23 protein-coding genes are annotated in these 25417 nt (G+C 53.4%); 18 read left to right on the forward strand and 5 right to left on the reverse strand.

Annotated elements, in window-relative coordinates; translation table 11 throughout:
* Nucleotides 1-499: 499 nt before the first annotated feature.
* The 6 genes from pgaA (at nucleotide 500) to OGV38_RS15865 (ending at nucleotide 7424) form a co-directional block, all read left to right on the forward strand.
* Nucleotides 500-2962, forward strand: coding sequence for a poly-beta-1,6 N-acetyl-D-glucosamine export porin PgaA (gene pgaA, locus OGV38_RS15840; RefSeq protein WP_075847466.1), 2463 nt, complete (start codon nucleotides 500-502; stop codon nucleotides 2960-2962).
* Between the two features lie 9 nt (nucleotides 2963-2971).
* Complete coding sequence (pgaB, locus tag OGV38_RS15845) at nucleotides 2972-4993, forward strand: poly-beta-1,6-N-acetyl-D-glucosamine N-deacetylase PgaB (protein WP_269518031.1); 2022 nt, start codon at nucleotides 2972-2974, stop codon at nucleotides 4991-4993.
* On the forward strand, nucleotides 4990-6324 hold the full coding sequence (gene pgaC, locus OGV38_RS15850; RefSeq protein WP_109017259.1) for a poly-beta-1,6-N-acetyl-D-glucosamine synthase: 1335 nt from the start codon (nucleotides 4990-4992) through the stop codon (nucleotides 6322-6324). Before pgaB ends, pgaC begins: the two co-directional genes overlap by 4 nt.
* Nucleotides 6321-6827, forward strand: coding sequence for a poly-beta-1,6-N-acetyl-D-glucosamine biosynthesis protein PgaD (gene pgaD / locus OGV38_RS15855; RefSeq protein ID WP_016154304.1), 507 nt, complete (start codon nucleotides 6321-6323; stop codon nucleotides 6825-6827). Before pgaC ends, pgaD begins: the two co-directional genes overlap by 4 nt.
* Before the next feature lie 82 nt (nucleotides 6828-6909).
* The gene (gene yjdI, locus OGV38_RS15860) at nucleotides 6910-7140 is read left to right on the forward strand and encodes a 4Fe-4S mono-cluster protein YjdI (protein ID WP_016154303.1); all 231 of its coding nucleotides are present in this window, start codon (nucleotides 6910-6912) and stop codon (nucleotides 7138-7140) included.
* 11 nt (nucleotides 7141-7151) lie between these two features.
* Entirely contained in the window at nucleotides 7152-7424 is a 273-nt protein-coding gene (locus OGV38_RS15865; protein WP_016157396.1) for a GNAT family N-acetyltransferase, read from the forward strand.
* 42 nt (nucleotides 7425-7466) lie between these two features.
* Here OGV38_RS15865 and OGV38_RS15870 read toward each other — a convergent pair whose 3' ends face one another.
* Entirely contained in the window at nucleotides 7467-8396 is a 930-nt protein-coding gene (locus tag OGV38_RS15870; protein WP_046276120.1) for a LysR substrate-binding domain-containing protein, read from the reverse strand.
* Between the two features lie 391 nt (nucleotides 8397-8787).
* Here OGV38_RS15870 and OGV38_RS15875 point away from each other — a divergent pair, with 391 nt between their 5' ends.
* The 7 genes from OGV38_RS15875 (at nucleotide 8788) to OGV38_RS15905 (ending at nucleotide 17291) form a co-directional block, all read left to right on the forward strand.
* Complete coding sequence (locus OGV38_RS15875; RefSeq protein WP_016157395.1) at nucleotides 8788-9393, forward strand: ankyrin repeat domain-containing protein; 606 nt, start codon at nucleotides 8788-8790, stop codon at nucleotides 9391-9393.
* A 15-nt stretch (nucleotides 9394-9408) separates the two neighbouring features.
* Nucleotides 9409-10308 carry an oxamate carbamoyltransferase subunit AllH family protein gene (locus OGV38_RS15880; protein ID WP_502874075.1) on the forward strand — a complete coding sequence of 300 codons (900 nt, stop codon included), beginning with the start codon at nucleotides 9409-9411 and terminating at the stop codon, nucleotides 10306-10308.
* Nucleotides 10286-11833, forward strand: coding sequence for an acyl-CoA synthetase FdrA (fdrA, locus tag OGV38_RS15885; protein WP_286473984.1), 1548 nt, complete (start codon nucleotides 10286-10288; stop codon nucleotides 11831-11833). Before OGV38_RS15880 ends, fdrA begins: the two co-directional genes overlap by 23 nt.
* A complete protein-coding gene (locus tag OGV38_RS15890) occupies nucleotides 11833-13251 on the forward strand; it encodes a YlbE family protein (RefSeq protein WP_286473987.1) in 1419 nt (472 codons plus the stop codon). The genes fdrA and OGV38_RS15890 overlap by 1 nt, the downstream gene beginning before the upstream one ends.
* Before the next feature lie 117 nt (nucleotides 13252-13368).
* Nucleotides 13369-14919: a permease family protein gene (locus OGV38_RS15895; RefSeq protein WP_286473990.1), complete on the forward strand. Its 1551-nt coding sequence runs from the start codon at nucleotides 13369-13371 to the stop codon at nucleotides 14917-14919.
* A gap of 26 nt (nucleotides 14920-14945) precedes the next feature.
* The gene (locus OGV38_RS15900; protein WP_016154295.1) at nucleotides 14946-15896 is read left to right on the forward strand and encodes a carbamate kinase family protein; all 951 of its coding nucleotides are present in this window, start codon (nucleotides 14946-14948) and stop codon (nucleotides 15894-15896) included.
* 12 nt (nucleotides 15897-15908) lie between these two features.
* Nucleotides 15909-17291 carry an amidohydrolase family protein gene (locus tag OGV38_RS15905; RefSeq protein WP_286473995.1) on the forward strand — a complete coding sequence of 461 codons (1383 nt, stop codon included), beginning with the start codon at nucleotides 15909-15911 and terminating at the stop codon, nucleotides 17289-17291.
* A gap of 45 nt (nucleotides 17292-17336) precedes the next feature.
* Here OGV38_RS15905 and OGV38_RS15910 read toward each other — a convergent pair whose 3' ends face one another.
* Nucleotides 17337-18230 (reverse strand): nickel/cobalt efflux protein RcnA, encoded by an 894-nt coding sequence (locus OGV38_RS15910; protein ID WP_075847478.1) that lies wholly within the window; start codon nucleotides 18228-18230, stop codon nucleotides 17337-17339.
* A 120-nt stretch (nucleotides 18231-18350) separates the two neighbouring features.
* Between OGV38_RS15910 and rcnR the strand changes: the two genes are divergently transcribed.
* A complete protein-coding gene (gene rcnR, locus OGV38_RS15915; RefSeq protein ID WP_003825567.1) occupies nucleotides 18351-18623 on the forward strand; it encodes a Ni(II)/Co(II)-binding transcriptional repressor RcnR in 273 nt (90 codons plus the stop codon).
* Between the two features lie 53 nt (nucleotides 18624-18676).
* On the opposite strand, the gene OGV38_RS15920 is transcribed toward rcnR, so the two are convergent.
* Together OGV38_RS15920 and OGV38_RS15925 are read right to left on the reverse strand one after the other, a co-directional pair.
* On the reverse strand, nucleotides 18677-19906 hold the full coding sequence (locus OGV38_RS15920; RefSeq protein WP_286473998.1) for an amino acid permease: 1230 nt from the start codon (nucleotides 19904-19906) through the stop codon (nucleotides 18677-18679).
* Nucleotides 19907-20048: 142 nt separating this feature from the next.
* Nucleotides 20049-20504, reverse strand: coding sequence for a multidrug/biocide efflux PACE transporter (locus OGV38_RS15925; RefSeq protein WP_269518022.1), 456 nt, complete (start codon nucleotides 20502-20504; stop codon nucleotides 20049-20051).
* 101 nt (nucleotides 20505-20605) lie between these two features.
* Between OGV38_RS15925 and OGV38_RS15930 the strand changes: the two genes are divergently transcribed.
* From OGV38_RS15930 to kduD, 4 genes are all read left to right on the forward strand, one after another.
* The gene (locus OGV38_RS15930) at nucleotides 20606-21490 is read left to right on the forward strand and encodes a LysR family transcriptional regulator (protein WP_016154289.1); all 885 of its coding nucleotides are present in this window, start codon (nucleotides 20606-20608) and stop codon (nucleotides 21488-21490) included.
* A 102-nt stretch (nucleotides 21491-21592) separates the two neighbouring features.
* Entirely contained in the window at nucleotides 21593-22771 is a 1179-nt protein-coding gene (locus tag OGV38_RS15935) for an acetyl-CoA C-acetyltransferase (protein WP_006686936.1), read from the forward strand.
* 484 nt (nucleotides 22772-23255) lie between these two features.
* A complete protein-coding gene (gene kduI, locus OGV38_RS15940; protein ID WP_016154287.1) occupies nucleotides 23256-24092 on the forward strand; it encodes a 5-dehydro-4-deoxy-D-glucuronate isomerase in 837 nt (278 codons plus the stop codon).
* Between the two features lie 57 nt (nucleotides 24093-24149).
* Nucleotides 24150-24911 (forward strand): 2-dehydro-3-deoxy-D-gluconate 5-dehydrogenase KduD, encoded by a 762-nt coding sequence (gene kduD, locus OGV38_RS15945; protein ID WP_016154286.1) that lies wholly within the window; start codon nucleotides 24150-24152, stop codon nucleotides 24909-24911.
* A 144-nt stretch (nucleotides 24912-25055) separates the two neighbouring features.
* Here kduD and OGV38_RS15950 read toward each other — a convergent pair whose 3' ends face one another.
* Entirely contained in the window at nucleotides 25056-25382 is a 327-nt protein-coding gene (locus tag OGV38_RS15950) for a cupin domain-containing protein (RefSeq protein WP_019077609.1), read from the reverse strand.
* Nucleotides 25383-25417 lie beyond the last annotated feature (35 nt).

Genomic DNA, 25417 nt, shown 5'->3' on the forward strand with positions numbered 1-25417 from the left:
CATTTTATCGACCCTGTTCGAAACTTAAAATTAGGTTATATTATTTACATTGTTATCTTTGTTGTTATCAGGGGCATTATTATCAGAACTTTCTCTATCCGCACACAATAGTTACCATGCAAACAGTTGCGCGGTGTAGCTATGCCAACCAGCAATAGTTATCATCGTCACAAGGTTTCGTCATGCAAACTTAATCTAAATCCAGAATTCAATCCCAAGAGTATTAGGATTATTTAGTCTAAAATACTTTTTTGTCTAAGAGTTTTCGTATCGCATAGCCACGAACTACGCTGAGTGATAAAATTTTCGAGTTTACGCCTGCTTTCCCACGATTAGAGGGCGAGGCGCGGGTAGTCAATAAGACGAAAGAATTAATTGCTTCATAACCCTATTGCAAAATAAGCGGCATTGCATCTTACATGGTCGGGTATCGTAAGTAACTGACTGTAATATATTGAAAACGCTTATTTTTACTCTGATGTAAGTTATAAGGGCAGATATGTTAAGTATGCGTCGACATGCCAACTTCATTAAACGTTTTAAGTCTTTAAGCTGTTTATTTACGGCAAGCGTTCTTTTCCCTATGCAAATCTCTGCAGCGACATCAGATTATGACGCTTTGGTTATTGAAGCGCGGGGTGGTAATAGTGCACCGTTATTGCGTTATCTAGAGGATCAGGGAAAGCAAAGCGCGCTAACGCCAAATCAGGTTGCCGACTGGCTGCAAGTTTCCAGTTGGGTTGATAACAACGATAAAGCCACTATTGAAATCTGGCAGCGCTATCGTGGGCAGATGGATGTGCCTGCACGCGGCAAAGTCGCCGCTGCACGTGCGTACCGTAACCAGAAAAACTGGAATGATTCATTGGCGGTATGGGAAAGCGTTTTACAGGAAGAGCCTGACAACGTTGACGTACGCACCGGCTGGATAATGACGTTGGCAGATGCTCGCTACAATCAGCAAGCCCTTACTGAAGCGAATAAATGGGCACAGGCACATCCGGGTGCTGACTCCGATGCGCTACTTGCCTACGTATATCATTCTCAGGGAAAAAACTGGGACGCGCTGTTGGTTGCCAGCCAGGCAGATGACGTTGATCCTGGCAACAAAAATGCAAAATCTACGCTGCTGTCTGCTCTGTCAGCAAACCGTGTTTCCGGGCCCGCCTTAAATATGGCGGAGGTAGTGCCTACGGCAGATCCTGTGAAGCGTCGCCTTGAGCTTGATGCGGCCGCCGAAATGGTACGTTCCTCCTATACGTCCGCACGTAATGAAGAAGAGCGGTTTATCGTGGCGGATAAAGCGCTGGCCCGCTATGACCAGTTGCTGGCTGCCTGGAAGGATGAGCCGTCCGCGCAGAATGATGTCCGTCGGGCGAGAATTGACCGCATGGGGGCTTTGCTGGTTCGTAAGCGAACGTCTGAAGTGATTAAGGAATACGAATCGCTTTCTGCGAGCGGCGAAGTGCCAAACTACGCAAAACGCTGGGTAGCATCGGCATGGTTAAGCGAACGCCAGCCAGAAAAAACCGAAGCGATGCTGATGAGCATCTACTACCCGAATGGACCGATTCCCGTTACGCCGCTTGGTCCTGAGGATCAACAGGATCTGTTCTACGCGCATATCGATAATGAAAACTTTGATGCCGCTAAAAAACAGGCCGAAAACCTAATCAAAGAGAGTCCGTACCTGCGACGCATCTATGGTTCGCCAACGCCGCAGCCTAACGATAACTGGCTGCTCGGACAGTCGATGCTGACGCAATATTATATTGCTGCCAATGAACTACCTGAGGCTGAAAAGCTCGCAGAGCATCTGGCGCGAACAGGTTCAGGTAACCAGGGGCTGCGCATATCTTATGCCTCCGTTCTTGAAGCACGTGGCTTGCCGCATGCGGCGGAGAAAGAGCTGAAGCTGGCGGAAGTGATTGAGCCAAGCAACCTGGAACTGGAACGTCAGCAGGCTTATGTTGCGTTGGATCTCCAGGAATGGAGGCAGGCCGATGAACTGACGGATGACGTCATCGCCCGTAGCCCGGATGATGAAGCGACGCTGCGCCTCGCGCGTATTCGTGATGTCCACAAAATGTCGGAAGTGCGCATTAGCGGCACACAAGGGATCTCGTCCGATAGCCCGGTCAGCGGTAAGAATGACTTCAACATCAATACTGCCATTTACAGTCCGCCAATTAACGACAACTGGCGATTGTTTACTGGATTCAACTTTGCTACCGGCGAATTTGAGGAAGGTAAAGGCATCAGCCGCGATCTGGCGGCAGGGGCGGAATGGACTTCCCGCGACTACTGGGCAGAAATGGAAGTCTCTGGCCGAAATTATGGCGATGGTCAGAAAATTGGCGGTCGTCTTTCCGGCTGGCATGACTTCAATGACAACTGGCGCGTAGGCGGTTCGGCCGAGCGCTTGTCGCGTAATACGCCACTGCGCGCGCTGCGTAGCGGCGTGTATGCCAACGGCGGCGATATGTTTGTTCGCTGGTATCAAAACGAACGACGTGAATATCAACTGTCGTTTGCCGCATCACATTTCTCAGATGGTAACGATCGCATCGAATACGGACTCAGCGGAAAAGAGCGTATGTGGACGACGCCGCGCTTCACCCTGGACTTTACCCCGGGCATCGGCGGGAGCACCAACACCAAAGAGAATGTGCCGTATTACAACCCGAAGAGTGATTTTTCCGTGGTACCGGCTCTGAGCGCGGAGCAGGTTCTTTACCGCCATTATGACACCGTGTGGACGCAGCAAGGTCTGGCTGGCGTAGGTGGCTATTGGCAGCAAGGCCAGGACGCTGGTGCCATCGTTCAGGTGGGATACGGACAACGGCTCAAATGGAACAACGTCGTAGATGGCGGGGTGATGCTGATTTGGGATAAACGCCCCTACGACGGTAAACGTGAGCGGAATATCTCCCTCGCTTTCGATTTAAATGTCAGGTTTTAAGGATTGTTCATGCTGAAAAGATGCCTGTGGCTTAGCGCATTAATCGCTGGCTGGTTGATGATTACCGCGTGCAGTAGCGCGCACAATACAACGCCTCGCTACGTTCCTCCCGCAGAGAGAACGCCGCTGACGGCGGATCATCCGTGGCCGAAAAATAGCTTCCTGGTGCTCGGCTACCACGATGTCGAGGATGGTGCCGCCGACCAGCGCTATCTTTCTGTGCGGACCAGCGCGTTGAGCGACCAAATGGCCTGGCTGCGTGATAATGGCTATAACCCGATCAGCGTGCAGCAAATCCTGGACGCCCATGACGGTAAAATCGTGTTGCCGGAAAAAGCGGTATTACTCACCTTTGATGACGGATATAGCAGTTTTTATACCCGCGTCTGGCCGCTGCTGAAAGCCTATAACTGGCCTGCGCTCTGGGCGCCGGTGGGGAGTTGGGTTGATGCTCCCGCCAACAAAAAAGTCGATTTTGGTGGCTTAATGACGGCGCGAGATAAATTCGCCACCTGGAAAATGGTCGAAGAGATGGGCAAATCACCGTTGGTGGAAGTCGGTGCGCACACCTGGAATTCGCATTTCGGTGCACAAGCCAACCCGCAGGGAAGTAAAGAACCGGCGGTGGCGAACCGCCTGTATGATAAGAAAACCGGCACTTACGAAACGGATGAACAGTACGCGCGCCGTATAAACGCGGATATCTCTCTCATCACCAACAAGATCAAATCGGTGACCGGGAAATCACCGCGCGCGTGGGTCTGGCCTTACGGGGCAGCCAACGGCACAACGTTAAACCTGGCTAAAGAGCATGGCTATAAGATGGCCTTCACGCTCAACGAAGGGTTGGCGAATGCCGCGTTTCTTGATGACATCCCGCGCGTGCTAATCTCTGATAACCCCTCTCTTAAGCGCTTTGCCAGCCAGGTCGCTCAGGTACGTGAACCGCAGACGATGCGCGTGATGCATGTCGATCTGGATTACGTGTATGACAAGGACCCTGCTCAGCAGAAGCGAAACATCGACAAACTCATCCAGCGCGTTTATGACATGCGTATTTCTCATGTCTTCCTGCAGGCCTACGCCGATCCGCAGGGTGACGGAAATATTCGCGAGCTCTATTTCCCTAACCGCTGGCTGCCGATGCGTGCCGACCTCTTTAACTATATCTCCTGGCAGTTACAAACGCGGGCAGGGGTGACGGTGTATGCCTGGATGCCGGTTCTGGCTTTCGATCTCGACGCTTCCATCCCACGCGTAACTGCCTGGGATCCGAAAACGGGACGTACAGCGATCAACCGCGAGAATTATGTCCGTCTGTCCCCCTGGAGCAGCGAAGCGCGTCAGCGCATCGCTGAAATCTATGAAGACCTGGCCAAACACGCCAGCTTCAAAGGGATTTTGTTCCATGACGATGCTTTCCTGACGGACTTTGAAGACGCGTCACCGGAGGCGTTGGCTGCCTACCGCGCCGCAGGGCTTCCCGGAAGCGTTGAGCAAATCCGTAGCAATCCACAGGCGTTCGAGCGCTGGACGCGACTGAAAAGTAAGGTGCTGATCGACTTCACCAAACAACTGACCCAGGCGGTGCGTAATATTCGCGGTCCGCAGGTGCAGACGGCGCGCAATATTTACGCCATGCCGGTACTGGAGCCGGAGAGTGAAGCCTGGTTTGCGCAGAACCTGAATGATTTCCTCAATACCTATGACTGGACGGCACCGATGGCGATGCCTTTCATGGAGCAGATCCCGGCTAATGATGCCAACGCCTGGCTCGACAGATTAGTGAATGCCGTTGCACAAACGCCCGGCGCGCTGGACAAAACCGTGTTTGAACTACAGGCACGAGACTGGCGTAAATCCGGGGACGAGGCTGAAATCAGCGGAAAACAAATAGCCGAATGGATGCGCCAGCTGAAATTAAGCGGTGCAGGTAACTACGGCTATTACCCGGATGATTTCATCAGCGACAAACCTGAGATGTCAGAGATTCGTTCGACGTTCTCCTCATACTGGTACCCGCAAAAATGACCGATCGCATAATTGCTTTCCTGATACTTTGCCTGATGTTCAGCCTGCCGTTTGGCGTGGCGGTCATCTTTACAGGTGAAGTGATGTTGAACTTCGTCTTCTTCTGGCCCTTGTTTATGTCTGCTTTGTGGATAAGCGGCGGGGTCTATTTCTGGTTCTACCGTGAGCGTCACTGGAAATGGGGAGATGACACACCGCCACCGACGCTGGAGGGGAATCCGCTGGTTTCCATTCTGATCCCCTGTTTTAACGAAGGGATCAATGCGCGCGAAACCATTGAGGCCGCGCTGGCGCAGCGATATAAAAATATTGAAGTGATTGCCATCAACGATGGTTCAACGGATGACACCCACGACGTGCTGGAACAACTGGCGGTGGAATACCCCAGTCTGCGGGTGATTCATCTGGCTGAAAACCAGGGCAAAGCGCTGGCGCTCAAGACCGGGGCAGCAGCGGCGCGCAGTGATTACCTGGTGTGTATTGATGGCGATGCGTTACTGGACCGTGATGCCGTTGCCTATATTGTGGCGCCGCTTATCCAGTTCCCGCGCGTCGGTGCGGTGACCGGGAACCCACGTATTCGAACCCGCTCCACCTTAATCGGTCGGGTGCAGGTCGGGGAGTTTTCTTCCATTATCGGCTTGATTAAGCGTACTCAGCGAGTTTATGGGCAGATCTTTACCGTTTCCGGCGTGGTTGCTGCGTTTCGTCGTCGCGCGCTGGCCGAGGTCGGTTACTGGAGCCCGGACATGATCACCGAAGACATCGATATCAGTTGGAAGCTGCAATTGCGCCACTGGTCGATATTCTTTGAGCCGCGCGCACTGTGCTGGATCCTGATGCCTGAAACGTTAAGAGGGTTATGGAAACAACGACTGCGCTGGGCGCAAGGCGGTGCGGAGGTGTTTATCGTGAACATGCGCCGCCTGTGGTCATGGGAATATCGCCGTATGTGGCCGCTGTTTTTTGAGTTCTGTTTTTCTACCACCTGGGCGTTTGCCTATGCGATCAGTATCGTGCTGTTCCTGTTAGGGCTGATGATCCCGATGCCGGACTCGCTGTATGTACAACATCTGTTCCCGCCGGCCTTTACTGGGCTTATCCTCGGTGTGGTGTGCTTGCTGCAGTTTGCGGTGAGTCTGATGATTGAGCGGCGCTATGAAAAAGGCATTGGCGCGTCGTTGTTCTGGATTATCTGGTTCCCGGTGGTGTACTGGATGCTAAGCCTGTTCACCACGCTGGTCGCCTTCCCGAAAGTAATGCTCAAACGCAAACGCAGCAGGGCGCGTTGGGTGAGTCCCGATCGTGGAATTGGGAGGATCGAATCATGAGCCAGCCGCTGATCTTTACGGAGCAGCGTTTGCTGCCGCGCATCATTGACGTGCTGTTAACGCTTTTTGCCTGGGTTGGTTTTTTATATTTGATCTATAAAGGGCTGATCACCGCTCTGGCGCACTCACCTTATATAGGCGTGCGACCCTTTTTCACCACGCTGGATACGGTCACGTTTTACATCCTTGTCGCGCTGGTCAACGGACTGGTGCTGATTGGTTGGGCGAAGTACAACCAGTTTCGTTTTCGGGTGGAACGTCGCAGTCGCAGGCCCGGACTGGAAGATCATGAGCTGGCGGAAAGTTTACGTATTACCCGGGAACTGGTGACAGAGCTGAACAAAGCGCGGGTGCTGACGGTTCACCATCATGAAAGTGGTGAAATCAGTCATATCGATGTGGACAGGGACATCGCCGATAACCGTCTACCGCCGCCGACGCCTGCGATGCTGGAGTATTTGCCGCCAGAGCCGCAGCCGTTGTTGCAGAAAAGGCCTGAGTGATATTTCTACTTTCAGTTGCTTCCTTCAGCCTCGCACAGGTCTATGATTAGACCCAGACAATAAAAAAATGCGAGGCAATGTCGTGGATAAGGAACTACTGGATGCCGGTTACCGGGCCTATACCGGTGAGAAGATTGACGTCTACTTCAATACGGCGATATGTCAACATTCGGGCAACTGCGTGCGGGGAAGCGCAGCGCTTTTTAACCTGAAACGTAAACCGTGGATCATTCCGGATGAAGTGGATGTCGCGACGGTCATTAAAGTGATTGATACCTGTCCGAGCGGTGCGCTGAAATATCGCCAGAAATGAGTGAGGGGACCATGGAAATTCTTGCAGGCCACAACAAATTTTATGTTAACGATGCCGAAGGCAATCAGGTTGCCGAGATTGTCTTCGTGCCGACGGGTGAGCATCTGAGCATCATTGAACATACCGATGTCGACCCAAGCCTGAAAGGCCAGGGAGTCGGTAAACTGCTGGTGGCGAAGGTGGTGGAGAAAATGCGCGCCGAAAACCGCAAAGTTATTCCGCTGTGCCCGTTTGCCAAACATGAGTTTGATAAAACCCGCGAGTACGACGATATTCGCGCCTGATAATCTTACGTGCGCCGGAAGGCATGACCGCAGTCCGGCGCATCACTCCCGATGCAGCAAATCCTGATAAATTCCCGTCAATACACCTTGTGGGCCAAACTCTTTTTTAATCCACTGGGTTACACGACCGGTGGCCGAATGCTGGGTCGCCAGCAGCATCCGTGAATCCTGACGCGGGTTGTGGATCTGCCGCGTGACCAGCAACGACTTTTCCATCGCCTCGCGTACCATATAGTCCGGCAGAAAACCGATGCCCTCACCCAGGATCTGGCACTGGCATTTGGTATTAAAATCAGGAACCAGAATCGACTCCTGTCCGTGTAACAGCCAGCCGACCTTCTTGTTGATGGTGTGGGCGGTGTCTTCCACCATGATGTTCGGGTACAGGCGCAGCTGGCTCTCAGAAATCGGTTCAGGCATAAAAGCCAGCGGATGATCCGGGGCAATCGCAAACGACCAACGGATCGCGCCGATCTCGGTGTAATCAATCCCCCCGCCGTCCAGTAACGTATCCGGCGCGCCGATAGCGATGTTGGCGAGGTTGTTAATGATCGAATCCCAGACGCCGTTATACACCTCGGTGGTGACGGTTATCTGGCAGGTTGGAAACTGTTTCTTGAGTACCTGCAGCAGTCGTGCCGTATGTTGAGGGGTATACAACAGTTGATTAATACAGATGCGTACCCGGGCTTCAATGCCCTGAGCAATGGTATCAATACTGCGCTTGATGGCGTGGAAATCGTTGAGCAGGTCGGTCGCCTTGCGAAACAGATAGCGTCCGGACTCGGTCAGCTCAATGCTGCGGGTACTGCGGGTAAACAGCACCACGTCGAGCCCCACCTCCATGCGCTTAATGGTGTAACTAATTGCTGATGTGGTTAAGCCAAGTTCCTCAGCCGCCTTGCTGAAGCTGCTGTAGCGGGCTGCCATCGTAAATGCCAGCAGGTTTTCCTCGGTAAAAATTGAATTCATCTTCCTCCCCTCCGGCGACAAACGCGCATCCGCGACGCGATGATTATTGAATGTATTTGTAATCCTTATGCAGAGCAATCAGTTTTGAACAGAATTTAACACTAGTTTTACAATTGATTTGAAGGCAATCACACTTCTGTATATTAATTGCAGGCCGCTATCCGTGTAGCATCACGCCTGATTTTCCTGACAACTGATTAATGGCTAAAAGCGGCTCTGTCATAAGGAAAAGATTGCACTACAGCACGTTTTGTTCTCATTGTTAAATTTGATTCAATAATCGACACGCTTACGATGAATGAAATTTAAGCGGATATTATTCTCTGCACTCTGTTGCTATTCTCAACTTATCGGATATTTAAAAAGTCTAAAAAACTGCAGGAGAGCGATTATGTCAGAGAAAGAACTCATTACTGAATTTCTGCTGGCGGCAGAGCAGGGTGATGCCGATGGATTAAAATCCTGCCTGGCAAAAAATGTGGATATTAATGCCACTAACCGCCAGGGGCGCACTGCCATAATTATTGCCAGCCTGAATAAACATTATGACTGTGTTTCTTTATTGATTGCTGCCGGTGCCGATATTAATAAACAGGATCAAACCTGTTTTAATCCATTCCTGATTAGCTGTCTGACTAACGATTTAACGCTGCTGCGTACCGTATTACCGGCCAATCCCGATCTTAATTGCCTGAGCCGTTTTGGCGGCGTCGGTATTACGCCAGCCAGCGAAAAAGGTCATGTAGAGATCGTGCGCGAACTGCTGCTGCGTACCGATATCAATGTTAATCATACCAACTTTGTCGGCTGGACGCCGTTACTGGAAGCCATCGTGCTTAATGACGGCGGCGCGAAACAGCAGGAAATCGTCAAGCTGCTGCTCGACCATGGCGCAAACCCGCACATGACGGATAAATACGGTAAAACCCCGCTGGAGCTGGCGCGGGAGAAAGGATACCACGAAATTGCCGAGCTGCTGATTGCGGCCGGAGCCTGACAGAGGAGCGCTACTATCGCTACGCCATCACGGCGATGCGTACGGGCGCTAACCGCAGACGGCGCGTTTCTCGCTTTCCGGGGAACGGGACGGGTTGAACAGGTTTTTTCCCGCGCGGTAAACCTGTTGATACCTGAACAGCAGCGGTTGCTGACGTTACTGAGTGAAGGTTGTGATAACGCGCCTAACAGCTGTCGGCTGGCGCTGACGCATTGTGAAGAGCTGTTTCACCCCGGTGAGAGAGTCAGTTTTACCGAATCGGGGATAGCCGTTGGCAACGATAAATGGATAGAAACTTCCGGTTGTCTGCCGTGGCGCATACCACAGTGGAGGCCTGATGCAATAAGCCTTGCTGCAATCCGCTGGCTGCGCTGGGAAGAGGTTATCCGCCAACAGCTAAGAAGCGCTGACACATTATTTCTGTACCAGGGTGATAACCCGTTTTATCTGGAAATCACCCGCCAATTACTTAATCGCCGACAAACATTACTGGCGGCGTTGCAGACAGGAGAAAATATCTCTACAGCGGTCAGCCATTTAATTGGTCTGGGGATTGGTCTGACGCCCTCATCTGATGACTATTTAGTGGGTTTAAGCACTATTTTATTTATTCCTGGACATCCGCTGGGGAAATATTGTGATGATTTTTTAGCAGCCTTACAACGTGCCGGAAATAATACCACGCTACTCAGCAAAATAACGCTAGAGGAAGCCTTTCATCAACGTTATCGGGAAAGCGTCGGACGGCTGCTGAACCATATTATTACAGAGCAACAACCCGTTTCTACGCAATATATTACTGACATTAAAAATATCGGCTCAAGTTCTGGCTGCGACATGCTGTATGGCATGGCGGATGCCTGCGCCCTGAGCCACAGGTCCGGAGGGAATTATGTCGATCAGGATAGTTGTTAAAAAGAACACGTATTTTGATTCTGTCTCACTGATGTCTATCTCCACACGCGCAAATAAGCTCGATGGCGTTGAGCAGGCGTTCGTGGTTATGGCGACAGAAATGAATAAGGGCGTACTGAAGAATCTCGGTCTGCTCACGCCTGAACTTGAAGAGGCGAAAAGTGGCGACCTGATGATTGTCATTAAAGGTGCCAGCGAGGCGGCGAACGATCAGACGCTGGTGGCGATTGAAGACTTGTTTACGCATAAAGAGCAAGGGGGGCAGCATGAAGCGCGCTATGCCACGCTTGCCAGTGCGAAGAAGCATGTTCCTGACAGCAACCTGGCGGTGATCTCGGTCAATGGTCTGTTTGCCGCGCGTGAAGCGCGTCAGGCGCTGCAAAATAACCTCAACGTGATGCTGTTCTCTGACAACGTCTCTCTTGAAGACGAACTGGCGCTCAAGCAGCTGGCGCATGAAAAAGGGCTGCTGATGATGGGGCCCGATTGCGGAACCGCCATTATTAACGGCGCGGCGCTGTGTTTTGGCAATGCGGTGCGTCGCGGCAACATCGGAATTGTTGGCGCCTCCGGTACCGGTAGCCAGGAGCTGAGCGTACGCATTCACGAGTTTGGCGGCGGGATTTCCCAACTGATTGGCACCGGTGGACGCGATCTGAGCGAAAAGATTGGCGGCCTGATGATGCTTGACGCGATTGGTATGCTGGAGGCCGATCCGCAAACCGAGATCATCGCGCTTATCTCCAAACCTCCTGCGCCAACAGTGGCGCGCAAAGTGCTGGAACGTGCGCGCGCCTGCCATAAGCCCGTCGTGGTGTGTTTCCTCGGACGTGAAGCCGCGCCTGCGGATGAAAACGGTCTGCTGTTTGCACGCGGCACTAAAGAGACGGCGCTGAAAGCGGTACTGCTGACTGGCGTGAAAAAAGAGAGTCTGGATCTGCATCCGCTCAACTGGCCGCTGATTGAAGAGGTCCGCGCCCGCCTGACCCCGCAGCAAAAGTACATTCGCGGCTTGTTCTGTGGCGGCACGCTGTGCGATGAGGCGATGTTTGCTGCCATGGAAAAACATGCGGAGGTTTACAGCAACATTCATCCGGATCCGGCTTTTCGCCTGACAGATCTCAACCGCAGCGTGGGACATACCTTCCTTGATTTCGGAGATGACGATTTTACCAACGGTAAACCGCACCCGATGATCGATCCAACCAACCGCATTAGTCGTCTGTTGCAGGAAGCACGCGATCCTGAAGTCGGCGTGATCGTTATGGACTTTGTTCTTGGATATGGATCACATGAAGATCCGGTTGGCGTGATGATCGAGGCGATCGTCGAAGCCAAAGCGATCGCCGCCGCAGAGGGGCGTCCGCTTGAGATCCTCGGCTACGTGCTGGGAACCGATCTCGATACGCCGTCGCTGGAAAAACAGTGCCAGATGCTGACCGATGCAGGCGTGATCTGGGCGAGCAGTAGCACCAATACCGGATTGCTGGCGCGTGAATTTATCTGTAAAGGGGAGGAAGCCTGATGAGCCAGACACTGTTTAACCAGCCGCTGAACGTGATTAACGTCGGCATCGCGATGTTCAGCGATGACCTGAAAAAGCAGAATGTTCCCGTGACCCAGCTCGACTGGACGCCGCCGGGCCAGGGCAACATGCAGGTCGTGGCCGCACTGGACGAAATTGCCGATTCGCCGCTGGCTGACAAAATCGCTGCCGCTAACCAGCAGGCGCTGGAACGCATTATCCAGTCGCATCCGGTGCTGATTGGCTATGACCAGGCGATCAACGTCGTGCCGGGCATGACCCGCAACACCATCCTGCACGCCGGACCGCCCATCTGCTGGGAAAAAATGTGCGGCGCAATGAAGGGCGCGGTCACCGGGGCTTTGGTGTTTGAAGGGCTGGCGAAAGATCTGGATGAAGCCGCCGACCTGGCCGCCTCGGGTGAAATCATCTTCTCACCGTGCCACGAGCATGACTGTGTCGGTTCGATGGCGGGTGTGACGTCGGCGTCGATGTTTATGCACATCGTCGAGAACAAAACCTACGGCAACCGCGCATACACCAATATGAGCGAGCAGATGGCGAAGATCCTGCGCATGGGCGCGAACGATCAGAGCGTAATCGATCGCCTGAACTGGATGCGCGATGTGATGGGACCGATGCTGCGCGACGCCATGAAGCTGGCGGGCGAAATCGATCTGCGCCTGATGCTGGCGCAGGCGCTGCACATGGGCGATGAGTGTCATAACCGCAATAACGCCGGGACGGCGCTACTGATACAGGCACTGACGCCGTGGATTATTCAGACCGGCTATCCGGTTGAGCAGCAACGTGAGGTATTCGAGTTCGTCCTCAGCAGCGATTACTTCTCCGGACCGACCTGGATGGCGATGTGTAAAGCCGCAATGGACGCCGCACACGGGATCGAATACAGCACCGTAGTCACGACGATGGCGCGTAACGGCGTTGAATTCGGTCTGCGCATCAGCGGCTTACCGGGTCAGTGGTTTACCGGTCCGGCGCAGCAGGTGATTGGCCCAATGTTTGCGGGCTATAAGCCCGAAGATTCCGGACGTGATATCGGTGATAGCGCAATTACCGAAACCTACGGCATCGGCGGTTTTGCCATGGCCACGGCACCGGCCATCGTGGCGCTGGTGGGCGGTACGATTGAAGAGGCGGTCGATTTCTCTCGCCAGATGCGTGAAATCACTCTCGGCGAAAACCCCAACGTTACCATTCCGTTACTTGGTTTTATGGGCGTACCGACCGCTATCGACATTACGCGCGTGGGTAGCACCGGCATTCTGCCGGTGATTAACACCGCAATTGCGCACAAAGATGCGGGGATCGGCATGATCGGCGCCGGAATAGTGCATCCGCCGTTCGCCTGTTTTGAAAAGGCGATCCTCAACTGGCGCGACCGCTACTGCCAATAACAACAATCGGGGCTAACGCTGTTAGCCCCACAGTAGCGAAGCAAAAAACGTTGCTTACCTGCAGGGCTGGGCGATCCCCGGGATCGCAAACGATGCTTAACCTGTTAAGGATATTCCATGAACAGCATAAAACTAGAATGGAAACGTGGTGACTGGGCTGCTTACTTTGGGCTGATGACCAACAACCTGACTAACCTGCTGACAATGATGGGGCTGCTCATTTTTGTCGTCGGGATCCCTACCGAAATTGTCTATGGTCGCATTGCGCCTGCCTTTGGTCTGGCGGTGCTGGTGGCCAGCGTCTGCTACGCCTGGTTTGGCCTGCAGATGGCAAAGCACACCGGGCGTAAAGACGTGACGGCGCTGCCATCCGGGCCGAGCGCACCGTCAATTTTTACCGTGACCTTCCTGGTGCTAATGCCGGTATATCAGCAAACCAAAGATGCCAACTTTGCTATCCAGATAGCTCTGGTGTGGTGCTTTGTCGAAGCGTTGATCCTGGTCGGCGGCTCCTTCCTGGGCGAGACCATCCGCAAGATGATCCCGCGTACGGTATTACTTTCTTGTCTGTCCGGTCTGGGACTGTTGCTGCTGGCGATGAACCCGATGCTGCAGGCATTTGAAGCGCCGACCGTCTCTTTCATCGTCTTGTTGTTGATCTTCATTAACTGGTTCGGTAAGAAGCCGATTTTTGCCCGCATCCCCACCGGTTTGCTGTTGCTGATTGCCGGTACAGCGTTGGCGTGGATCTCCGGTTTGCAAAGCCCGGAAGCCATTAAATCTTCGATGTCTTCCTTTGGCTTCAACCCGCCGGAAATCCATGTCGACAGCTTCCTGCAGGGTTTGCCGCACGCGCTGCCGTACCTGGCTTCTGCGGTTCCTCTGGGTCTGGCGAACTACATTTTTGACCTTGAGAATATTGAAAGTGCGCATGCGGCGGGTGATGAGTACAACACCCGTAAAGTCATGATGGCGAACGGTTTTGCCTCCATGCTCGGCTGCATGCTGGGCAACCCATTCCCGGTGACCGTATATGTTGGGCATGCGGGCTGGAAAGCGATGGGGGCCAGCATCGGTTATACCCTCGCTTCAGGCATCACCATGTTCCTGGTACCGCTGTTTGGGCTGGGGGCGTTTATGCTCGCGATTATTCCGATGACTGCGATAGTGCCGATTCTGGTGTTTATCGGCGTGGTGACCGCCAACCAGGTGGTGCGAGAGACGCCCAAAGTCGAGGTTCCCGTTATCTTTATCTGCTTGTTCCCGTGGATCGCTAACTGGGCGTTGACCATCGTCAACAGCGTGATGGGCGCCGCCGGAACATCCGCGGGGAAACTGGGCAGCGACCTGCTGCACAGCAAAGGTGTCTATTACGATGGGCTGGTGCATCTGGGAAGCGGCGCGCCGCTGGCCAGTATGCTGTGGGGCTGCGTCGCTATCTTCGCCATTATGAATAAGCCGCTGCGTGGGGCGATTGCCGCAGCTTTTGGCGCGCTGTTATCGCTGTTTGGTGTGATCCGCTCTCCGGCGGTTGGCTTTGCAGAAGGCAGTTCGATGATGTTTGTTGTGGCCTACCTGATGATGAGCGGCATGTTTGTCCTCAAGCATGTTCTTGATAGCCGTGAAGCGGTGACTGCGCCTGAGCAGGAACCGACGAAAACGACCTGAATCGCCTGTAAGCGGAAGATAACACTATGAAAGAACTTGTGGTCGTTGCCATTGGCGGCAACAGCATTATCAAAGATAACGCCAGCCAGTCGATTGAGCACCAGGCTGAAGCGGTGAAAGCGGTGGCGGACACGGTGCTGGAGATGTTGGCATCGGACTACAACATTGTGCTGACGCACGGAAACGGGCCGCAGGTGGGGCTGGATCTACGGCGTGCGGAAATCGCGCATGAGCGTGAAGGGTTGCCGCTCACCCCGCTGGCAAACTGCGTCGCCGATACGCAGGGCGGGATCGGCTATCTGATCCAACAGGCGCTGAACAACCGCCTGGCGCGGCGTGGTGAGCAGAAGGCGGTTACGGTGGTCACGCAGGTGGAGGTCGATAAAAACGATCCGGGCTTCGCTAACCCGACCAAGCCTATCGGCGCGTTCTTTAGCGAAGCGCAGCGCGATGAACTGCAGCGGGTCAATCCGGGCTGGCGCTTTGTTGAAGATTCGGGACGCGGCTACCGCCGGGTCGTCGCCTCTCCGGAACCGAAGCGTATTGTCGAGGCTGAGGCGATCAAAACGCTGACCCAGCAAGGTTTTGTGGTGATTGGCGCGGGTGGCGGTGGGATCCCGGTGGTGCGTAGCGATCAGGGGGATTATCAGAGCGTGGATGCGGTGATTGATAAAGATCTCTCCACGGCTCTGCTGGCGCAGGAGATCCGCGCTGACATTCTGGTGATCACCACCGGCGTCGAACAGGTCTGTATTCATTTTGGCAAACCCAACCAGCAGGCGCTGGATAAGGTGGATGTCGCAACGATGACCCGTTACATGCAGGAGGGACATTTCCCGCCGGGGAGCATGTTACCCAAAATCGTTGCCAGTCTGGCGTTCCTGGCGCGTGGCGGTAAGCGAGTGATCATCACCACGCCGGAATGCCTGCCGGCCGCACTGCGCGGCGAAACGGGCACCCATATTGTCCATTCCTGAGAGGAAATGTGAATGAAGGAAAGTAACAGCCGCCGTGAATTTTTAAGTCAGAGCGGAAAAATGGTGACCGCTGCCGCGCTGTTTGGCGCAGTGGCTCCGGTCGCGTATGCTGCTAATCCTGTCGGGAACACCTGCGGGGCGAAGAGCACAATGACGATTAACGATAAGCACTATTACCTGGATAACGTCCTGCTGGAAGCGGGGTTTGATTACGAAAACTCGGTGGTGGTGCATACCCATACCGCGCTGCAAACCGTTGAAATTCAGGACGGGAAAATTGTTGCACTGCGTGAGAATAAGCAGCATCCGGATGCGACGCTGCCGCACTACGATGCGGGTGGAAAGCTGATGCTGCCCGCCATGCGCGACATGCACATCCATCTGGATAAAACCTTTTACGGCGGTCCCTGGCGTTCGCTGAATCGCCCGGCTGGCACCACCATTCAGGATATGATCCGCCTTGAGCAAAAGCTGCTGCCTGAACTCCAGCCTTACACGCAGGAGCGCGCGGAAAAGCTCATCGATCTGCTGCAATCAAAAGGCACCTCGATCGCCCGCAGCCACTGCAATATCGAACCGGTTTCCGGGCTGAAAAACCTGGAAAATCTGCAGGCGGTGCTGGCGCGTCGCCAGCCGGGTTTTGCCTGTGAAATCGTGGCGTTTCCGCAGCATGGCCTGCTGTTATCGAAGTCTGAATCGTTGATGCGTGAAGCAATGCAGGCGGGGGCGCATTACGTCGGCGGTCTGGACCCAACCAGTGTGGACGGGGCGATGGAAAAATCCCTCGACACCATGTTCCAGATTGCGCTGGATTACGATAAAGGCGTGGATATCCATCTGCATGAAACCAGCCCGGCGGGCGTTGCGGCGGTGAATTACATGGTGGAAACGGTGGAGAAAACGCCGCAGTTGAAGGGCAAACTGACCATCAGCCACGCATTTGCGCTGGCGACGCTGAACGAACAGCAGGTGGATGCGCTGGCGAGCCGCATGGTGGCGCAGCAGATTACCATTGCCTCGACGGTGCCGATCGGAACCTTGCATATGCCGCTCAAGCAGCTGCGTGACAAAGGCGTGGAAGTGATTACCGGGACTGACAGTGTGATTGACCACTGGTCGCCGTACGGGCTTGGAGACATGCTGGAGAAGGCGAATCTGTACGCGCAGCTCTATATTCGTCCCAATGAACTCAACCTGTCGCGAGCGCTGTTCCTCGCCACCGGCGATGTGCTGCCGCTTAACGATAAAGGTGAGCGCGTCTGGCCGAAGGCGCAGGATGAAGCCAGCTTTGTACTGGTGGATGCCTCCTGCTCAGCGGAAGCGGTCGCGCGAATCTCCCCACGCACCGCGACCTTCCATAAAGGCCAACTGGTGTGGGGGAACGTCGCAAGCTAGCCTGGTTTGATGCGCAGCGGCAATCGCTGCTGCGCTCTCTGCTCGTTAACCGACGATCCCCATATAGCCGTGAATCCCCATATATAAGCCGACCATCGCGATAAGCGCGCTGGAAAAATAGGGCGCTTTGCGTGCCAGTGTGTTAAATCCGCTCCAGCGTTTGGCCGCCTGCTGCACGCTGATTGCCGCTCCCACGCCCACCGTTACCAGCGTTAGCGCCAGCCCGAGGCTGAAGCACAGCACCATGGTGGCACCCAGCGTGAAGGCTTTGAGCTGGATGCAAATCAGCAGTACCGTAATGGCGGCAGGGCAGGGGATCAACCCGCCGGTCAGACCAAACAATAATATTTGGCCGTTGGTGACCTCTTTGCCTGCAAAGCGGCGCTGAATATCGTTAGCATGTGCCCGCTCGTGCGCGTCCTGATACGCTTTCGAACCCTCGCTCAGCCCTGCTAACGCAGCATGGTTATGATCGTGGTCGTGGTCGTGTTCGTGATGATGATGGTGAGCTTCACCGTGGTTATGATGGTGGTGATGGTCATCATGATCATGGTGATGCTCATGATCGTGGTCATGATGCGTCTGGGTCAGCCAGTTCTGTTCTCCCTGCCAGGTTCGCCAGAACATCCAGAATGCGGTCCCGAGAATAATAATCGCCGAGACAAACTGCAGCCAGGGCTCAACGGTCTGGGCAGTAAACGCTTTGCTGATATACATCCCGCCGAGCGCAATCAGCCATACCACTGCGGTATGCGACAGCGTTGCCGCCAGCCCCAGCATCACCGCCTGTTTGATGGTCCCCTTAATGGCAATAATAAAGGCCGCCATCATCGTCTTGGAATGCCCCGGTTCCAGACCGTGTAACACTCCTAATAGAATCGCGCTGGGAATGAAAAACCAGGCGTTGCCTTGCTGAAGAAGCGTAGAAAACTCACCCATGAGAATGATTCTTAGTTGTTTAATTTTGCCAGATTCTACTCCCCCCCAGTATTAAATACTACCCCCCAGTAGAATGACGATGGTATTGTCGCTCCAGCCAGACGTTGAAAAGGTATTGCTATGTCACATACGATCCGCGACAAACAAAAGCTGAAAGCCCGAACCAGTAAGATTCAGGGGCAGGTAGCGGCGTTGAAAACCATGCTGGATGAACCGCATGAATGCGCGGCGGTATTGCAGCAAATAGCGGCGATCCGCGGTGCGGTAAACGGGTTAATGCGCGAGGTGATTAAAGGTCATCTGACCGAGCACATTGTGCATCAGGGCGATGAAATTAAGCGCGAAGAAGATTTGGATGTGGTTTTGAAGGTACTCGATTCGTACATCAAATAAGTCAGTTTAACGGCTCATCCCCATACTGATGAATGAGCCGTTAAAAACACGTTCTAGCCAAAAAACATCACAGATACGCACAGCAGACCGACAATCAGGGTGATCAGATTACCCACTGAACGGTACGGCTTTAGCGCCGGGATCAGATAGGTAGATAATGTCGGCATGATAAACAGAATCATGGCAATCAGCGGCCCGCTAATCGCGTAAATCATTGAAATTGCATTAGGGTTAATGCAGCAAATGATAAACGTAATGGTCGAAACCAGCATAATGGACAGGGCGCGGTTAAAGGCCCGGCTTTTCTTCACTCCCACCTGATGCAACGATGTTTTTACCACCTCGGTTGCCCCTTCAATCACGCCAAAGTAGGTGCCGAGGAACGATTTTGACATCGCCACGACGGCGACAATGATCCCAGAAATCGACAGCCATGCTGGTGCGTTTGGCATCATCGATAGCGCTGACAGAATGGTCACCCCTTCATTTTTCGCGTCCTCGATATAGTTTGTCGGAATCGAAAGCAAACAGCTGAAGACGAAAAACAGCACGCTCAGGCAGATGATGACGTAGGCTACCTTCATGATTTTTTTGCATTTACCCATGGCCTGCTCGCCATATTTCTCACGTCGGTCGATGGCGAACGTCGAGATAATTGGCGTATGGCTAAAAGCAAAAACCATCACGGGAATAGATATCCAAACCTGATGAAGCGTGTGCTGATCGAAGGACATCTGGCCGGTGAGTAGCGTTGGCTGCCAGCTTCCGGTCAGGTAGAGCGAAAGGAACAAAAAGTACGCGATGAGCGGGAACACCAGAAAGCCCATTACCCGAATGGTTGCTTGTCGGCCCATCAGAAAAATCAGGTTCAGCACCAGCACCACGCCAAGACTGACCAGCATGCGAACACGCAGATCGATGGCGATATGTTTTGTCAGTTGTTCAGTGAGTGAATTGGTTATCGCCACGGCGTAGATCAGCACCACCACAAAGAAGGCAATAAAATAGAGGGTCGTGATCAGGCTGCCTATCTTTTTGCCGTAGTAGTGCGTAACTGCACCAGTGATCCCTTCACCTGCCGAGGTTTTTGAGGACAGGATAAACTGGCACAGCGCCTTGTGCGGCCAGTAGGTTAAAGGCCAGGCGACGAGTGCGGTGATAAACAGTACCACCGCGCCTGCAGAACCCAGCTGTATGGGGAGGAAGAGGGTTCCTGCGCCGACGGCAGTCCCATATAGTGCGAAGCTCCAGAGAGTCTCTTCTTTTGACCAAAATTTCGACATTATTTGAACGTATCAACTATAAAATAAACAAAAAGAAGCGCAATTTACCACAAATGGCAGGGGCTGGGGGAGGTGTCAACAAGCGGGCGAGTGAATGGATCAAAAGCCGGAACCGAGAAGATTCCGGCTATTGTTTGAATTATCAGGCAGTAACGCGCTGCTGGCGACGCTTCATAACGCGCTCGCGTAAAGTGTCATAAGCCCAGTTATAGAACATGGTGTATGGCAGGAAGAACAGGAAGAAACCTATTTCCAACGTGAATGCCTGGAGCAGGCTGACGTTCAGCACATACGCCACGATGCTCACCCCGATGACAATAAAACCGCTCTCGAAGCCTAAGGCGTGGAATGCCCGCACTTTAGCCGTACGTTTTACCAGGTGCGACGGCCACAGTCGGTCAAACAGGGCGTTATAAATGATATTCCAGATCATCGCCGTCGTGGCGAGAAGAATGGTCAGTCCGCCCATTTCCAGCACCGAGCGCTGCATCAACCATGCGGTGGTTGGTGCGAGGATCGTGGTGGCAATGCCTTCAAAGCAGACGGCATGAAAAATTCGCTCCAGTAACGAGCGGCGTTGGATTGTATCGTGTTGCATAATCTAAAACCTTCTTTGATGCCCGGATAACGGAATGGTGGCAATTTTATCGTTTTATGTGATATCTAAAAGATAGTATCCATCGATAAAGTAGATAGTTCATGCGTTACTCTCCTGAAGCGTTAACGGCATTTGTGGAGACCGTTTCCTGCGGCTCATTTTCTGCTGCGGCCCGGCGGCTGCGTAAAAGTCAGTCCACCATCAGCACGGCAATTGCGCATCTGGAAGCCGATCTTGGTTTTGCGCTATTTGACCGCTCATCACGTCAGCCGACGCTAACCGAAGAAGGTAAGCGGGTGCTGGGCTATGTGCAGGCAATTTTGACGGCCAGCGAACGTCTTGATGAGGCAGCGATTTCGCTGTCGGGTGAAACGGAAGCGCGTCTGACCTTCGTTTTGTCTGACACGCTGCACCCGGATGTGCTGGAAGAATTGATGGTGCAGTTTGACCACAAGTTTCCCCATACCGAGTTTGAATGTCTGATTGGCGAAGATGAAGACGTTATCGATCTGCTGCAAAAAGGACGTGCTCAGGTTGGGTTGATCGAAGCGCGGGAGGATTACCCGACCGACATGGGCGTCACGCGTCTGCCGATGCAAACCTGGATGGGATTATACGTTGCGGCATCGCATCCACTGGCGACTCAAGAAAAACTGCAGTGGGAACAGCTACATACCTGGCGAGAGCTGCGGCTGAATACCTATCTGGAAAGCGGCACCAACGTGGCGCGCGGCCCCGTCTGGTCGGCGCCTAACTATTTGTTGCTGCTGAGTATGGCGGTGCAGGGATTCGGCTGGTGCGCGCTCCCTTGTGCGCTGGTGGAGGAGTTTGCGGCAGAAAAACCGCTGGTTCAATTGATGCTGCCCGGCTGGCCAAAGGCTATCTCTATCGATCTGCTGTGGAATAAGAAATCACCGCCTGGCGTGGCGGGAAGTTGGCTGCGCGACCATTTACAGCAGAGTGGCGTTCAGATGACCAATAAATGATACGAATTTCCTTTGTGATAAAAATCACCGTTTTTAAACAACCTTGATAACTCTTTTTAACAATCATCTACTATTGCGGTGTTATTTTGCGCTGAGGTGGTGATGAAAGAGGTTGTGATAGTCGGGGCGTTACGGACACCAATCGGCTGCTTCCAGGGGACGCTGGCGCGCCACTCTGCCGTTGAATTAGGTAGCATGGTAGTCAGGGCGTTACTGGAGCGCACGGGCGTGGACGTTCACGCTGTGGATGAAGTGATCCTCGGACAGGTGCTTACCGCTGGTGCCGGGCAAAACCCGGCGCGTCAGTCCGCCATCAATGGTGGGCTACCCAATACCGTCTCCGCCATCACCATTAACGATGTCTGCGGCTCGGGTCTGAAAGCGCTGCATCTGGCGACCCAGGCTATCCAGTGCGGCGAAGCCGACATTGTGATTGCGGGCGGACAAGAGAATATGAGCCGTGCGCCGCATGTCCTTACTGATAGCCGTACCGGCGCACAGTTGGGCAACAGTCAACTGGTCGACAGCCTGGTGCATGACGGCCTGTGGGACGCTTTCAACGATTACCATATGGGCGTGACTGCGGAAAATCTGGCGCGGGAATATGGCATCAGCCGTGAACTGCAGGATGCCTACGCACTGCATTCGCAGCACAAGGCGCGTATGGCAATTGACGCCGGGCGCTTTAAAGATGAAATCGTGCCGGTGGTAACGCAGCGTAATGGGCAATCGTTCGTGGTGGATACCGACGAACAGCCGCGCACCGATGCCAGCGCAGAAGGGCTGGCGCGTCTGGATCCGACCTTTGACAGGCTCGGTTCAGTAACCGCGGGCAACGCGTCATCCATCAATGATGGCGCCGCTGCGGTGATGATGATGAGCGAGGCCAAGGCCCAGGAGCTGAATTTGCCGGTGCTGGCCCGCATTCGTGCCTTTGCCAGCGTCGGGGTCGATCCCGCGCTCATGGGAATTGCGCCGGTGTACGCGACGCGCCGTTGCCTTGAGCGTGTGGGCTGGCAACTGGCTGATGTTGATCTTATCGAGGCCAACGAAGCCTTTGCCGCACAGGCATTGTCCGTTGGGAAAATGCTGGAGTGGGATGAACGGCGGGTGAATGTGAACGGCGGAGCCATTGCGCTCGGTCATCCGATTGGCGCATCTGGCTGCCGTATTCTGGTTTCACTGGTGCATGAAATGGTGAAGCGTCGGGCGCACAAGGGCCTGGCAACGTTATGTATCGGCGGTGGTCAGGGCGTGGCGCTCGCTATCGAACGAGATTAACCACCCGTAGTTTTCTCTGCTTAAACGCCTTTCCCGCTGTATATCCCCTGCATCTATAAAAAAGCCCTCCAACAGGAGGGCAAGGCCAGTTACAGAAACATACACTCTAAACTCTGCCAACGTATCAAAACGGCGTTTCATTTCATGTGATTAACAGCGCACTTTGCTATAAAAGGTGTGTGAACGGCATGTGAGGCTGGCTGTATTTTCAATGTCTTATCCCTACCCTTCATGAACTACTCTTGTTTATTTTTATCTATCTAATTGTTTTAAATGATTTTATTGAAATTACTTCCGCGATTTATATGCGCTAGCGTGATCGCAATTACACTTTTGATAATAAGATGCAGAAAAAGTGAAACGTTGTTTTATTTGTAATTGAAAACCCATTCCGGGAGGGATATCATGAGCGCATAAGATAAAACGGAACAGCGTTTTGCTATTCGTTTAAGCATTCACGGTCAATTTATCACTGGAGGTAAATGTGGACGTAAGACAAAGCATCCATAGTGCGCATGCGAAAACCCTGGACACTCAGGAGCTGCGTAATGAGTTTTTGGTCGAAGAAGTGTTTGTCGCAGATGAATACACCATGGTCTACAGCCACATTGACCGCATCATTGTTGGCGGCATTATGCCAGTGGCCAAAACCGTCTCTGTGGGTGGCGAAGTCGGCAAACAGCTGGGCGTAACCTACTTTCTCGAGCGTCGTGAGCTGGGTGTGATTAACATCGGTGGCCCGGGCACGATTACCGTTGACGGCCAGTGCTATGAAATTGGTCATCGTGACGCGCTGTACGTCGGGAAAGGGGCCAAAGAAGTGGTATTCGCCAGCATTGATACGGCGAAACCAGCGAAGTTTTACTACAACTGCGCGCCGGCCCACACGACTTATCCCACCAAAAAAGTCACGCCAGCAGACGTTGCGCCAGTGACGCTGGGCGATGACCTCACCAGTAACCGTCGTACCATCAACAAATATTTTGTGCCGGATGTGCTGGAAACCTGCCAGTTGAGCATGGGTCTGACCGAACTGGCGCCGGGTAACCTGTGGAACACCATGCCGTGTCATACCCATGAACGTCGTATGGAAGTCTATTTCTATTTCAATATGGAAGAAGATACCTGCGTCTTCCACATGATGGGGCAGCCTCAGGAAACGCGTCATATTGTGATGCACAACGAGCAGGCGGTGATTTCGCCGAGCTGGTCAATTCACTCCGGCGTTGGCACAAAAGCTTATACGTTCATTTGGGGCATGGTCGGCGAAAACCAGGTCTTTGATGATATGGACCATGTAGCGGTCAAAGATCTGCGCTAGTTGCGGGCGATAGCCGTGCCTGCTGCGGCGGGCATTATAAAAAATTAAGGATTTACAATGATTTTGAATGCATTCTCTCTTGAAGGTAAGGTCGCCGTTGTGACCGGTTGTGACACTGGCCTGGGTCAGGGTATGGCGTTGGGTTTGGCTGAAGCGGGCTGCGATATCGTGGGGATCAACATCGTTGAACCGACGGAAACTATCGAACGCGTGACCGCGCTGGGGCGCCGTTTTTTAAGTCTGACCGCCGACCTGCGTCAAATTGACGGCATTCCGGCGCTTCTGGAGCGCGCAGTGGCAGAATTCGGTCATATCGATATTCTGGTCAACAACGCAGGTCTTATCCGTCGTGACGATGCGATCGACTTCAGTGAAAAAGACTGGGACGACGTGATGAACCTGAACATTAAGAGCGTGTTCTTTATGTCTCAGGCCGCGGCGAAGCACTTTATCGCTCAGGGTAACGGCGGCAAAATTATCAACATCGCCTCTATGCTTTCTTTCCAGGGCGGGATCCGCGTGCCGTCTTACACCGCGTCTAAAAGCGGCGTAATGGGCGTCACCCGCCTGATGGCGAATGAGTGGGCCAAACATAACATCAACGTCAACGCAATTGCGCCGGGTTACATGGCGACGAACAACACTCAACAGCTGCGCGCTGATGAGCAGCGTAGCGCAGAAATTCTCGATCGTATCCCGGCGGGTCGTTGGGGTCTGCCGAGTGACTTGATGGGGCCGATTGTGTTCCTGGCATCCAGCGCATCTGACTATATCAACGGCTATACCGTTGCGGTAGACGGCGGCTGGCTGGCGCGTTAATTCGCTTTCCAGAACTGACAAACCCTGCCCTTTGGCAGGTTTTGTCGGTTAAACATAAGGTGAATGTAGCAATACACCGGAGGTGACATATTCATTCCCTCTGGAACAACATTATGCCGCCAGGCAGATTACGAACAGATAAAATTACGCAGGCAGAAAATCTTCGCGCATGGGCGTAAAGGTATCGAGTAGCGTTCCCGGTTTTAAACAGACGCAGCCATGCATAATGTTGGGCTGTTTATATAGGGTATCGCCTGCCCTAACGACATGCTTTTCTTCGCCGATGGTAAATTCAAACTCCCCAGACAAAACGTAAGTCAGCTGCTCATGCGGATGATTGTGCATCGGGCCAATCGCGCCTTGCTCGAAGTTCACCTCAACCGCCATCATTTTACCGTCGTGAGCAAGAATGCGTCGGGTAACGCCATTGCCCAGATTTTCAAGGGTGGTCTCTTTATGAAAAATAAACATCTGGCCTTCCAGTAATTAAAACAATGTTTCATTAA

It is taken from the genome of Citrobacter sp. Cb080 (genome assembly GCF_030334745.1).
Taxonomy (GTDB): Bacteria; Pseudomonadota; Gammaproteobacteria; order Enterobacterales; family Enterobacteriaceae; genus Citrobacter; species Citrobacter braakii.